The organism is Chroococcidiopsis sp. CCNUC1 (genome assembly GCF_023546805.1).
Classification (GTDB): Bacteria; Cyanobacteriota; Cyanobacteriia; order Cyanobacteriales; family Chroococcidiopsidaceae; genus Chroococcidiopsis; species Chroococcidiopsis thermalis.
On record NZ_CP097480.1, the window covers coordinates 3,311,308 to 3,324,101 of the forward strand.

10 protein-coding genes are annotated in these 12,794 nt (G+C 46.6%); 6 read left to right on the forward strand and 4 right to left on the reverse strand.

The window, feature by feature from the left end; translation table 11 throughout:
* Positions 1–260: 260 nt before the first annotated feature.
* Both M5J74_RS15520 and M5J74_RS15525 read right to left on the reverse strand, forming a co-directional pair.
* Positions 261–437, reverse strand: a complete 177-nt coding sequence (locus M5J74_RS15520) for a hypothetical protein (protein WP_015154984.1) — start codon at positions 435–437, stop codon at positions 261–263.
* A 93-nt stretch (positions 438–530) separates the two neighbouring features.
* Entirely contained in the window at positions 531–1,988 is a 1,458-nt protein-coding gene (locus tag M5J74_RS15525) for a cell wall metabolism sensor histidine kinase WalK (protein ID WP_106169197.1), read from the reverse strand.
* Between the two features lie 322 nt (positions 1,989–2,310).
* Between M5J74_RS15525 and M5J74_RS15530 the strand changes: the two genes are divergently transcribed.
* The 4 genes from M5J74_RS15530 to M5J74_RS15545 all read left to right on the forward strand — a co-directional run bounded on the left by M5J74_RS15530 (position 2,311) and on the right by M5J74_RS15545 (position 6,823).
* Complete coding sequence (locus tag M5J74_RS15530) at positions 2,311–3,474, forward strand: efflux RND transporter periplasmic adaptor subunit (RefSeq protein ID WP_106169195.1); 1,164 nt, start codon at positions 2,311–2,313, stop codon at positions 3,472–3,474.
* A gap of 77 nt (positions 3,475–3,551) precedes the next feature.
* Positions 3,552–4,706: an ABC transporter permease DevC gene (gene devC / locus M5J74_RS15535; protein WP_106216394.1), complete on the forward strand. Its 1,155-nt coding sequence runs from the start codon at positions 3,552–3,554 to the stop codon at positions 4,704–4,706.
* A gap of 117 nt (positions 4,707–4,823) precedes the next feature.
* Entirely contained in the window at positions 4,824–5,996 is a 1,173-nt protein-coding gene (gene devC, locus M5J74_RS15540; protein WP_250012278.1) for an ABC transporter permease DevC, read from the forward strand.
* Positions 5,997–6,082: 86 nt separating this feature from the next.
* Complete coding sequence (locus M5J74_RS15545; protein ID WP_250012281.1) at positions 6,083–6,823, forward strand: ATP-binding cassette domain-containing protein; 741 nt, start codon at positions 6,083–6,085, stop codon at positions 6,821–6,823.
* A gap of 123 nt (positions 6,824–6,946) precedes the next feature.
* Here the strand turns inward: M5J74_RS15545 and acs are convergent, their stop codons facing one another.
* Positions 6,947–8,917: an acetate--CoA ligase gene (gene acs / locus M5J74_RS15550; protein ID WP_250012283.1), complete on the reverse strand. Its 1,971-nt coding sequence runs from the start codon at positions 8,915–8,917 to the stop codon at positions 6,947–6,949.
* Positions 8,918–9,232: 315 nt separating this feature from the next.
* On the opposite strand from acs, the gene M5J74_RS15555 reads away from it, so the two are divergent.
* Entirely contained in the window at positions 9,233–9,967 is a 735-nt protein-coding gene (locus M5J74_RS15555; protein WP_015154991.1) for a TerC family protein, read from the forward strand.
* A gap of 43 nt (positions 9,968–10,010) precedes the next feature.
* On the opposite strand, the gene ndk is transcribed toward M5J74_RS15555, so the two are convergent.
* Entirely contained in the window at positions 10,011–10,460 is a 450-nt protein-coding gene (gene ndk, locus M5J74_RS15560) for a nucleoside-diphosphate kinase (RefSeq protein ID WP_039716236.1), read from the reverse strand.
* 291 nt (positions 10,461–10,751) lie between these two features.
* On the opposite strand from ndk, the gene speA reads away from it, so the two are divergent.
* Positions 10,752–12,761 carry a biosynthetic arginine decarboxylase gene (speA, locus tag M5J74_RS15565; RefSeq protein ID WP_015154993.1) on the forward strand — a complete coding sequence of 670 codons (2,010 nt, stop codon included), beginning with the start codon at positions 10,752–10,754 and terminating at the stop codon, positions 12,759–12,761.
* Positions 12,762–12,794 lie beyond the last annotated feature (33 nt).

Genomic DNA, 12,794 nt, shown 5'->3' on the forward strand with positions numbered 1-12,794 from the left:
AAAGGCACAGGAGCTTAAAAAAGCATGACTTAAATTCGATCAAAAAATTATAAAAGCGATCGATGTCATGCCAAATTTTTACGACTTTCACAGTTAGGAAACGATCTGCACGTACTTTCACCGATCGCAAAAATACGGAAGCGATCGCTGCTATGCGATCGAGACAAGATTATCGAAACGAGTTATATAGTAGTTCTAAATGATTTGTAAAGTAGGCTTCTAGCCTGCGGCAGGCTAGAAGCCTGCTCCACGTTCATGAATCAAATAGGATTGCTATAGTTGCTGCACTGTGGAATGAGAATGCCACGATCTATGAGTTGGTTCATGGTAGCTTGAACTTTAGCTATAGGTAACTCAAGCTTATAAGCAACTAGTACAGCACTACAGAAAGGATGGCGTTGGAGTACGTTGAAGACGTTCTGCTCTAAGTCGCTCATGAATCTGTCCTCCCATCTGTTCTTGTCTCAAAAATAGGACGAGAAAGTGAATAAGCTGTGAAGTCGGGAGATAAAATTTTTCTCACGCTTAATTTACGCATCACCACTCGCGGGTAGAGTGACGGTAAAAATCGTACCTTGTCCGAGAGTACTTTCGGCAGTAATTTGTCCTTGGTGGTTGGCAACAATCGCAGCCGCAATTGCTAAACCCAGTCCCGAACCTGTTGATGCTTGTACTGCTTGCGATCCTGTCGCGTGAGTCCGAGCAGGATCGACGCGATAAAAGCGATCGAATAAGTGAGGTAAAGCAGTTTCGGGAATACCAATACCCGTGTCTTTAACTTTGACTTGAAGGCGAGAAGAGAGGAGCGAATGGTAGGGGCGCGCAGCAGTGCGCCCGTACAGAAGGGGCGGAGAAAAAAGTTCTTTGTTAGTAGAGATATGTTGTAGCTCGACCCGAATTTCACCACCTTCTGGAGTGTAATGTATAGCATTACCAATCAAGTTTGTAAATAATCGTGCTAGTTGATTCCAGTCTCCCTGGAGGGTAAACCAATCGTCTTCGGTTTCTGTCTCCGTTGGTGCGGTTAAATCTAGGAAAATTTTGATCTTCTTTTCTGCTGCGGCGAATTGCTGTTCTTCTACTACTTCTATTAATAGTGCGTCTAAGGGACAGGTAGAAAATTGTGGCTGAACGATCCCGCTATCTTGACGTGCTAGAAATAATAAGTCATCCACGAGACGACCGAGGCGTTTAGTTAATCGTTCTACTACTTTTAATTGTTGTCCGTATTTTAACGAGCCTGCGCCTTGTCCTCCGGCTGAATCTAATTCTGCTAAAGCCACTTGAACGTTAGTTTGAATTAAAGCGATCGGGCTTCTCAATTCATGGGAAGCATCAGCAGTAAATTGTTTCAAACGTTGATAAGAATCTTTGACGGGTTCCATTGCTTTGCCCGAAAGGAACCAACCGCAAAGCGCTACGGAAACGAGCATCAATCCAATACCCAAAATTAAATCGAAAGCGAGTTGCTGACTTGGTTTAGTGACTTCAAACCAAGGATGACTGACGCGCAAATATCCTAAAACTTGTCTTCCAATTTGGATTCTTTCGGTGACTTGTCTGAGGAGGAGTGAGGAGTGAGGAGTGAGGAGTGAGGGAGTGTTTTCTGTGTCTTGATGGTGACTAATTTGAACGGTTTCACCCGTGCGATTAGGGTGGAGGGGAATATCTAAAGGTGCGGTAAAAGTTGACCAGAGTAGTTCTCCAGTGGGGCTAAACCATTCTAAATCGATGCGATCGTCATCAACTGTATCGGCATTATCTCGAAAAGAAGCTTCAATATTCAACCGTTGTCCGCTTTCTGGGGAAATTGGTTCGATGACCAGCGATCGCCCAACAACTTCTACGACATGATTTAAGGTATCGTCAATCCGTTCGATCAGGGTATTGCGGACGTACCAATACATCCCACTGGCAAATAGGAGCAGTAGGATAGCAGTAACGGCTGTATACCAAAGTGCTAATCGGCGACGAGTGGTTTGGAACATTAAATAGGGATAAGGGGTAAGGAGAAGAAAGAGGGGACAAGGGAGACAAGGGAGAGGGGGGGACAAGGGAGACAAGGGAGACAAGGGAGACAAGGGAACAAACGGAGAAAACCGCAAACGATAAATGACCTATTACCGATTACCTATTACCCATTACCAACAACTCATACAAATGACAAATTATAAACTACGAGTCAGAAATAATGGACTGCAAAATATTTCGGTAGTAGCATGGCGATTAGCTCGATAAGAGAGGTTGTTGTCACTGCTGAGGTAAAGAGAGGGAACGCTAAAACAAATTACATCGGCGGATGTCGAGATTATGATTTTCAAGGAGTTAAAGCCCAGACGGGGTTGGATTATAGGTGTGACTGCGGGGGCGATCGCGCTTGGTTTAATTGGTATCGGAGTTACTCAGTTAAGAAATTCTGACCGAGCTAAACCAACAGCATCTCAGACTCCTGCACCTCTACCTCAAAAGGTAACAGTTGTTGCGCTCGGACGACTAGAACCGGAAGGGGAAGCAATTCGCGTCAGTGGTCCTAATGGCGAACGAATTGGCAAATTACTAGTCTCACGCGGCGACTTTGTCAAGGTAGGGGCGGTTATTGCTTATTTAGAAAGTTACGATGAGAGGCTGGCGGAAAGAAATTATGCTGCTAGTCAATTAGCTGAAGCGCAGGAGAGACTAAAAGCATCAACTGCATACGCTCAAGCCCAAATCCAAGAAGCTCAAACGCGAATTCAACAGGTCAATCGCCCCGGAACTTTTGAGGTAGAGGCGCAAAGAGCAACTGTTAGGCAGATAGAAGCAGAGTTAGCTTTAGCACAAACTGACTTACAACGCAACCAAAACCTTTATCAAGAAGGCGCGATCGCCAAGCAAGAATTAGATCGGCAAGTCAGTCAGACACGCAGCTTGCAGGAACAACTCAACAACGCCAAAGCCTCCTTGATTCGGCTGGAAAATGCCGTGAAAGCGAATTTGGGCAATGCAGAAGCTCAACTGAAGTCAGAGCAAGCAAATCTACCATTAACGCAAGTGCAAGTTGCAGCGCGATCGGCAGCACAAAATCTGGAATTAGCCGAAGCGCGGTTGCAGCGGACAATTATTCGCGCTCCCAGAACTGGAAGAATTCTACGGGTTTTTGCCTATCCTGGGGAGGCGATCGCCGATGACGGCATCGTGGAAATGGGAGATACGCGCCGGATGTATGCCGTGGCTGAGGTCTATGAATCTGATGTGGGGTTGGTAAAAGTCGGGCAGAAGGCAACTATTACCAGTCGTAACGGTGCTTTCGCCAAACCAATAACCGGAAAAGTATCGGAAATTGGCTGGCAGATCTTTAAAAATAACGTTCTCGATGACGATCCGGCGGCTAATGCCGATGCACGGGTAGTAGAAGTGAGAGTGCTTTTGGACGATCGCCAAACAGTAGCAGCTCTAACCAATTTACAGGTAGACGTGAAAATAGACGTGAAATAACAGCAGTTGGTGTCTTTCACGCAAATGCAAAAATCAAAAAAAACTGGTCACTGGTCACTGGTCACTGGTCACTGAACATGAAGACTCCGATCGCCTGGTTGAATTTGGTACACGAAAAGACGCGGTTAGTTGTCGCGATCGCCGGAGTTGCTTTTGCGGTCATTCTCGTATTTATGAACTTGGGTTTTTTGGGTTCTCTGGCAAAATCTGCCAGCCAAATGTACGAGCAAATTAACGCCGATATCTATTTGCGATCGCCATTAGCTTTAGAAATTAGCAGTACCAAACCTTTTGCGATCGAGCGGATCTATCAAGCACGAGGAGTTAACGGTGTAGAAAGAGCTATGCCACTCTATTTAGGTTATCTCCAGTGGCGCAACCCCGAAACTCGCCTGAGTCGGGCGATCTTTGCCTTTGGAATCAACCCCAACGATCCAGTATTTTTAATTCCAGAATTGGATTCTCCGGCAAATCGAGCCGCGCTTCTACGTCCAGATACCGTTCTGTACGATCGCCTTTCCCGCCCCGAATACGGGACGCAAACAATTGGCACGATGACAGAAGCGCGATCGAGAGGAATCGGCAGAAAGGTGACGATTGGTGGTCAATACACCTTCGGCGGCGGATTTGCTGCCGATGGAACGTTAATTATGACCGATCAAAACTTTCGCCGCTATTTCGACCCCTTTGGGCTCAACCGCGTCAGTTTAGGACTGGTGAAACTGCGATCGGACGCAGATCTCGATAAAGTTGTCCAGGAATTACGGCAAATTTTGCCCAAAGATGTCGAAGTGATTACGAAAGCAGAAATCATCCAGCGCGATCGCGCCTACTGGATTGGGGCAACTTCCACTGGCTTTATTTTTGGTATGGGGGTGATTGTCTCCTGTATTGTCGGTGTCGTCATCGTCTATCAAATCCTCTACACCGACGTTTCCAGCCACTTACGGCAATATGCCACCCTCAAAGCAATGGGTTATCGCAGCCGAGTTTTATGCGCGATCGTCATTCAAGAAGCAATTATTCTTGCCCTTCTAGGTTACATTCCAGGCTTCGCTATCTCCCTCGGTCTATACGATCTCACCCTCAGAGCCACTAGTGGAGGTCTACCAATTGCAATGGAACTCGAACGCGCTATTCTCGTGCTGCTACTAACGATCCTCATGTGTACCCTCTCCGGCTTGGTCTCCTTGCAAAAAGTCATCAACGCCGATCCTGCTGAAGTCTTTTAATCAGTTATCAGTGGTAGTTGGTAGTTGGTAAGAGCGTAGTGTGGGATTATTTAATTCCGAATTCCGAATTCCGAATTCCGAATTCCGAATTCCGAACTCCCTAGCCCCTAGTTAGTTATGCTTCCCCCCCGTCACACTCCTTTGGCTTGGTTCAATTTGACTCATGAAAAGCGCCGCTTGCTGACCGCAGTTGCAGGGGTGTCTTTTGCCGTGTTGTTGATGTTTATCTTTCAAGGGTTTGAAAATGCTTTGTACGACAGTCAAGTACAACTGCTAAAACGGCTCAATGGAGAAATTCTGATCGTCAATCGGCTCAAGTACAATATGTTCGTACCAGAGCAATTTGCCCGCCGACGACTTTACCAAGCACAGACTTTTGAGGGTGTAGTCGCTGCCTATCCTTTTTACACGACTACAGGCGATTGGAAAAATCCTCAAACGAAAACCATCAGACCATTGCGAGTCATTGCTTTCAATCCTGATGACCCTGTATTGCCTCTGCCGGGAATTTTACAAAATCGGGAGGCGTTGAAGCTACCTTGGACGGCACTCATTGACGACCAATCGCGATCGGAAGTAGGATCGATCGCTCCTGGTACAGTCACCGAGTTGTCAGAACAGCAAATTCGGTTGGTGGGTACTTTTAGTTTGGGAACGGACTTTGCTTCTGGAAATGGCAATGTTGTTATTAGCGACCAAAATTTTTTGCGCTATTTTGCTAATTTGGCTCCAGAGGAAGACAGCCGCACGCTCAATACTGTCGATATCGGACTATTGAAAGTGGCGGAAAATGCTGATGTGGATGCGATCGCATCTGCACTGCGCCAGCAACTACCGCAAGATGTCGCCGTGTGGACGAAAGCCGAGTTCGTGCAAAAAGAATTAAGCTACTGGCAAGAAAACACGGCAATTGGCTTTGTGTTTTCTTTGCTAACAACGATGGGTTTTTTTGTCGGGATTATTTTGGTTTATCAAATTTTGTATACAGATGTAGCAGAACATTGGGCAGAATATGCCACGCTCAAAGCGATCGGTTATTCTAATTTTCACCTGCTAGGAATCGTGTTGCAGGAATCGGTGATTCTCGTGTTTTTTGGTTTTGTTCCAGGATTTTTTATCAGTTTGGGACTATATAGTTTGACAGCTAGTTCTACAGGTTTGTTAATGCAAATGACTTGGGAACGAGCAATTAATATTCTGATTGCTACATTTATTATGTGTTTAATTTCGGGCGCGATCGCCGTGCGTAAAGTTCAAGCGACAGATCCGGCGGAGGTATTTGGTTCGTGAATAAGATCCGTAAATCAAAAGTCAAAAGGCAAAAGTCAAAAATTTTCTATTGCCGACTCCCGACTCCCTGCTATACGTGACAGCTTATGATAGACAAATTTGCCGTGCAAATTCGCCGACTCAATTATTATTTTGGGCAGGGCGATTTACGTACCCAGGTATTGTCCGACATCAATCTCGATTTACCCAAGGGACAAATCGTGATTATGACTGGTCCATCGGGTTCGGGGAAAACAACTCTTTTGAGTTTAATTGGAGCCTTGCGATCGGCTCATGAAGGGAATTTATTAGTATTAGAAAAAGAATTAGTCGGACTCAACAAATCTCAATTGGTAGAAATACGACGGAATATTGGCTTTATCTTCCAAGCACACAATTTATTTGAATCTCTGACTGCCTCGCAAAATGTAGAAATGGCTGTGGAATTAACAAATAACTGGCGAGAAAAGCGCAAATTAGCAGTAGAGATGTTGAGTCAATTGGGTTTAGCTAACCGCGTCGATTATAAACCCAATGCCCTATCGGGAGGACAAAAACAAAGAGTCGCGATCGCCCGCGCTTTAGTCAATCAACCGCAACTAATTTTAGCAGACGAACCCACTGCTGCTTTAGATAAAAAATCGGGGCGCGAAGTCGTGACATTAATGCAAAAACTAGCTAAAGAGCAAGGGTGTACGATTTTAATTGTCACTCACGACAATAGTATTTTAGATGTTGCCGATCGCATTATCAACTTAGTCGAAGGTCGCCTGGAATCAGACGAAAATTTAGAGAATTTTGTCTCCCATCGCGATCCGAAAAGCCTCGATCGGAGAATGTTTAGTTGATGCAAGAGTCGGTAGGGGCGGGTTTCTAAACCCGCCCGTACAGGAGGCGGAAGTCGGGTGTAGAGATGTTACATGTTCGGGTGTAGAGACGTTACATGTAACGTCTCTACATCAGCCGATTTCCTAAGCGCCTTCCCTTAACTTATCCAACACGCTACGATCTTCGAGAGTAGAAGTATCCCCAGAAACTTCTTCACCTGCGGCTAGAGAACGGAGTAACCGCCGCATGATTTTCCCCGAACGGGTTTTGGGTAAAGAATCGGTAAAGCGAATTTCGCCAGGACGCGCGATCGCCCCAATTTCATTGACGACGTGCTGCTTGAGTTCCTTGTTCAACGCCTCGCTGGGTGTTATCGTCCCTTCTAGGGTGACAAAGGCAACGATTTCTTCTCCTTTCACCTCATCTGGCTTACTCACGACGGCGGCTTCAGCTACTGCTGGATGAGACACCAAGGCTGACTCAACTTCCATCGTCCCCAAACGGTGTCCGGCTACGTTGATCACGTCATCGACACGACCCATCACCCAGTAATAACCATTTTCATCCCGTCTCGCCCCGTCTCCAGCAAAATAGACGTACTGTCCATCTTTGGGGGGGATGTGTTCCCAATAGGTGCGGCGGAAGCGGTCGGGATCGTTGTACACTGTCCGCATCATTCCAGGCCAAGGGTGACGCACGACTAAATAGCCACCGTTATAATCGCCGACGGGGTTGCCTTCTAAATCTACGACATCAGCCAAAATACCAGGGAAAGGACGAGTTGCCGAACCAGGTTTAGTGGGGATTGCCCCTGGTAAGGGTGTAATCATGATACCCCCAGTTTCCGTTTGCCACCAAGTATCGACAATCGGACAGCGTTCTCCCCCAATAACGCGGTGATACCACATCCAAGCTTCGGGGTTAATCGGTTCGCCTACCGTTCCCAGTAAGCGTAGGGAAGAGAGATTTCTGGCTTTGGGCAAGTCTTCGCCCATTCTAATAAAAGCGCGAATCGCCGTAGGTGCAGTGTAGAAAATATTCACGCCGTATTTTTCAATTACGTCCCACATACACCCAGGATTAGACGAACGCGGCGCACCTTCATACATCAGCGTAGTTGCACCGTTAGATAGGGGACCGTAGACGATGTAACTATGTCCGGTAATCCAACCTACATCAGCCGTACACCAGTAGACATCAGTATCTTGCAGGTCGAAAATCCACTTAGTCGTCATGTGGGTGTAGAGATTGTAACCTGCTGTCGTGTGTACGACACCTTTAGGTTTACCCGTACTACCGGAAGTATAGAGGACAAACAACATATCCTCGCTGTCCATCGGTTCGGCGGGACAATCTGCCGATATGCCTTTTTCTAAATCGTGCCACCAACGATCGCGCCCTGCTTCCATGTGAACTTGTTGTGCCGTACGCTTGACAACGAGGACGTTTTCGACTGTAGGGACGGCATTATCAGCTAAAGCTTTATCAACTTGATCTTTAAGCGGAACGATCGCATCTTTACGCCAACCGCCATCGGCTGTCACGACTAACTTAGCTTGAGCGTCATTCAGGCGATCGCGCAAGGCTTCGGCGCTAAAACCGCCAAACACGACGCTGTGAGGTGCGCCAATTCTGGCACAGGCTAACATGGCGATCGCGGCTTCGGGTATCATCGGCATATAAATTCCGACAAGATCGCCTTTTTTTACCCCTAACTGTTTGAGGGCATTGGCAAATTTACAGACTTCCCGATGCAGTTGCGCGTAGGTGAGGGTGCGAGAATCGCCTGGTTCGCCTTCCCAGATCAAAGCAGCTTTGTTCTTACGCCAAGTGGTAAGGTGGCGATCGAGACAATTGTAAGAAATATTTATTTTGCCACCGACAAACCATTTCGCAAACGGCGGTTGCCAATCTAACACCGTGTCCCATTTTTGGAACCAATGCAATTCTTTTTCCGCTAGTTCTGCCCAAAATTGCTGTGGATTGGCTTTGGCTTTGTTATAGAGTTCTTCGTATTCGTCAAATCTTTTGATGTGTGCTTTTTGTGAAAATTCTGCTGGTGGTTGAAATAAACGCTTTTCTTGCAGGATGGATTCAATCGTGATTTGTGACATAGCGATCGCTGTAATCGTTATTGCTACTAAAAACCATTCTGAATGCAGATTTACCCGAAATTGTTTTGATTTTCGTTAAGATGGGCGACTACCCGTATTCGACAATTGTAGTCAGATAGCTCCATCACTATTTGCGATCGTGAAAGTTGTAGCTGGAACAAAGCTGGCTGTGAATTATCCGGTTGAGAACGCGATTTCAAGCGATCGCAACGCCTAGCCTACTCTCCCTCTCTCCCGCTCAACAGGTTAAGCTGAATGGAAGAGTCATATTTTGACAAGCTGTATCTGTAGGGTCTTCAGGTTTAAAAACTGTTAATGATAGACGAAATACTAAATTCCCCATATCACGCCAGCATTGAAACCGCCGCAGTCTTAACCATTTTGATCTTTTTAGAGGCGGTACTCTCGGCTGATAATGCGATCGCTCTCGCGGCGATCGCCCAAGGACTAGAAAATAAAAAACTCGAACGTCAAGCGCTCAATCTCGGCTTAGTAGTTGCCTTCGTGCTGCGGATTGCCTTAATCTTGACAGCAACTTGGGTACAGCAATACTGGCAGTTCGAGCTATTAGGTGCGCTTTATCTACTGTGGCTAGTATTTCAACACTTTACCTCAGCAGAAGACGAAGACCACCTGCACCACGGACCTCGATTTCAAGCGCTTTGGCAAGCTATCCCCATCATTGCCTTCACAGATTTAGCATTTTCTCTCGATAGCGTCACTACAGCGATCGCAGTTTCTCAAGAACGCTGGCTGGTACTGACGGGGGCTACTGTTGGTATTATCACCCTCCGATTCATGGCAGGTTTATTCATTCGCTGGTTAGATGAATTCACCCACTTAGAAGATGCCGGATACATTACCGTTGCCTTAGTAGGATTGCGGCTGATGCTGCGGGTAGCTAACGATGCTTTAGTACCCCCAGAATGGTTAATGATAACCGCGATCGCGCTGTTATTTCTCTGGGGCTTTTCCAAACGCAATGTTGAGGACTCTCCTGAAGCGATCGTACCTACAGAAAATAAAGAAAAGGCTGAAGTACCGAAGTAGTTGCTATATGTAGAGACGTTACATGTAACGTCTCTACAACTCCCTACTCCTTAATCCACGGAGTCAAGCTAGGTTCCCAACTCGCTAGTTCTTCTTCCTTAAACCAGAGGCTAACTTCCTGTTGGGCAGTCTCCGGTGCATCGGAGCCATGAATGATGTTACGCCCAATGTTAACGCCATAGTCGCCCCGAATTGTTCCTGGTTCTGCTGTTAGGGGGTTAGTAGCACCGATCATCTTCCGCGCTGAAGCAATAACTCCATCGCCTTCCCAAACCATCGCTACGACGGGACCCGAAGTGATAAACTCGACTAAACCTTGGAAAAAAGGTCTTTCTCGGTGAACGCCATAATGCTGCTCGGCAAGTTCGCGGCTGACTTTCATAAACTTCATCCCAACCAGGGTAAAGCCTTTAGCTTCAAAACGACGAATAATTTCACCGACTAAACTTCGTTGTACGCCATCAGGCTTAATTGCTAAAAATGTGCGTTCCACAGCTATGTTCCTTTGAGTTGTCATTGGTCATTGGTCATTTGTCATTTGTAACTTACTAATGACTAGTGACAAGTAACAAATATCAAAATTAGATTATCTTAAATCGGCGATCGGTTATCAGTTATCAGTTGTCAGTTACTTAATGACTAGCGGCTAGTGACAAGAATTGAGTCGAGCCACTAGCCACCAGCCACTATCCACTCACAAATGACCAATGACCTTAATTTGAATAAGTTACACTGGCTATGCGTGGGGCTGTACAGAGGTTAGAAAGACGAGGTGAGAATAGAGATGGGAGCAGATCCAACTGTAGAAGAAATGGAGCCAGCGACGGTTGCGCAAACCACAACCGAGCTAAAAAACGAAAAGAAGAAGTCGTTGCACATCGCTCCTGGTAAATTATCGCGTTCGTGGACGATTGAGGACAGCGAAGCGCTCTACCGCATTCAGGGATGGGGCGAACCTTATTTTTCGATTAATGCCGCTGGTCATATTACAGTTTCTCCCAAAGGCGATCGCGGTGGTTCGTTGGATTTGTACGAGTTGGTAAATGCTTTAAAACAGCGAAATTTGGGACTACCTCTGTTAATTCGCTTTTCCGATATTTTAGAAGACCGGATCGAGCGGTTGAATGCTTGTTTTGCCAAAGCAATCGCGCGTTACAACTATCCTGGTGTCTATCGTGGCGTATTTCCGGTCAAATGCAACCAACAACGCCACCTAATTGAAGATTTGGTGCGATTTGGCAAACCGCACCAGTTCGGCTTGGAAGCTGGCTCTAAACCAGAGTTAATGATTGCTTTGGCGTTGCTAGATACTCCGGGGGCGCTGATTGTTTGTAATGGCTACAAGGATAAGGAATATATCGAAATCGCCATGCTAGCCAGCCGTTTAGGACAAACACCAATCGTCGTCCTAGAGCAAGTTGAAGAAGTCGATTTGGCAATTGAAGCAAGTCGCCAGTTGGGAATTCAGCCAATTTTGGGCGTGCGGGCAAAACTCAGTACCCAAGGAATGGGACGCTGGGGAACTTCTACAGGCGATCGCGCTAAATTTGGTTTGACTATCCCCGAAATCATTCAAGCGGTGGAAAAGTTACGCGCCGCCAATCTCCTCGGTTCGCTGCAATTACTCCACTTCCACATCGGTTCCCAAATCTCCGCCATCAACGTAATTAAAGACGCGATTCAGGAAGCCAGCCGCATTTATGTAGAGTTGGCGATGCTGGGAGCAAACATGAAGTATTTGGATGTAGGTGGCGGCTTGGGTGTAGACTACGACGGCTCCCAAACTAACTTCTACGCCTCCAAAAACTACAACATGCAAAACTATGCCAATGACATCGTGGCAGAGTTGAAATATGCCTGTGCGGAACGGCAAGTTTCAGTTCCGACCCTGATCAGTGAAAGCGGACGAGCGGTTGCTTCCCATCAGTCGGTTTTGATCTTTGATGTCGTCAGTACTTCCGATGTTCCTTTCGGTACGCCAGAACCACCCAAGGAGGACGAACCGCCAATCGTCCACCACCTTTGGGAAACTTACCAATCGATTACTAACGAAAATTATCAAGAGGCGTATCACGATGCGGTGCAGTTTAAAGATGAAGCCATCAGCCGCTTTAACTTGGGAATTATGCGCCTGACAGAAAGAGCTAGGGTAGAGCGGATTTACTGGGCTTGCTGCGAGAAGCTAATGGAAATTACCCGCCATGAGGAATACGTACCCGACGATTTGGAAGAGTTAGAAAAGATCATGGCTTCCATCTACTACGTCAATCTTTCCGTATTCCAATCAGCACCGGATTGCTGGGCGATCGATCAGCTTTTCCCGATCATGCCGATCCACCGTTTAGACGAAGAACCCGATCGCCGGGGGATTTTAGCAGATTTGACCTGCGATAGTGACGGCAAGATCGATCGCTTTATCGACTTGCGAGATGTGAAATCCGTGTTAGAAATGCATTCCTACAAACCAGGAGAACCCTACTATCTGGGCATGTTCCTCAATGGTGCGTACCAAGAGATCATGGGTAATTTACATAACTTGTTTGGAGATACTAACGCCGTCCACATTCAACTAACGCCCAAAGGCTATCAGATCGAACATGTTGTTAAAGGCGACACCATGACTGAAGTTTTGGGCTACGTACAGTACGATGCTGAAGATCTGGTAGAAAGTATCCGCCAGCGCAGCGAACAAGCCATGTTAGAAAAACAAATTACCTTGCAAGAATCCCAGCGTCTCCTCCAAACCTACGAACAGAGTCTCAGCCGATATACGTATTTGTCTTCGCCAACGTAAGTTGTAGAGATAAAAAACATCTGTAGGGGCGCA

Excerpts from the sequence above, each read along its gene's own strand:
- M5J74_RS15525 (WP_106169197.1), bottom strand. The coding sequence starts at position 1,988 with ATGTTCCAAACCACTCGTCGCCGATTAGCACTTTGGTATACAGCCGTT.
- M5J74_RS15520 (WP_015154984.1), bottom strand. The coding sequence starts at position 437 with ATGAGCGACTTAGAGCAGAACGTCTTCAACGTACTCCAACGCCATCCT.
- devC (WP_106216394.1), top strand. The coding sequence starts at position 3,552 with ATGAAGACTCCGATCGCCTGGTTGAATTTGGTACACGAAAAGACGCGG.
- M5J74_RS15530 (WP_106169195.1), top strand. The coding sequence starts at position 2,311 with ATGATTTTCAAGGAGTTAAAGCCCAGACGGGGTTGGATTATAGGTGTG.
- devC (WP_250012278.1), top strand. The coding sequence starts at position 4,824 with ATGCTTCCCCCCCGTCACACTCCTTTGGCTTGGTTCAATTTGACTCAT.
- M5J74_RS15545 (WP_250012281.1), top strand. The coding sequence starts at position 6,083 with ATGATAGACAAATTTGCCGTGCAAATTCGCCGACTCAATTATTATTTT.
- acs (WP_250012283.1), bottom strand. The coding sequence starts at position 8,917 with ATGTCACAAATCACGATTGAATCCATCCTGCAAGAAAAGCGTTTATTT.
- M5J74_RS15555 (WP_015154991.1), top strand. The coding sequence starts at position 9,233 with ATGATAGACGAAATACTAAATTCCCCATATCACGCCAGCATTGAAACC.
- speA (WP_015154993.1), top strand. The coding sequence starts at position 10,752 with ATGGGAGCAGATCCAACTGTAGAAGAAATGGAGCCAGCGACGGTTGCG.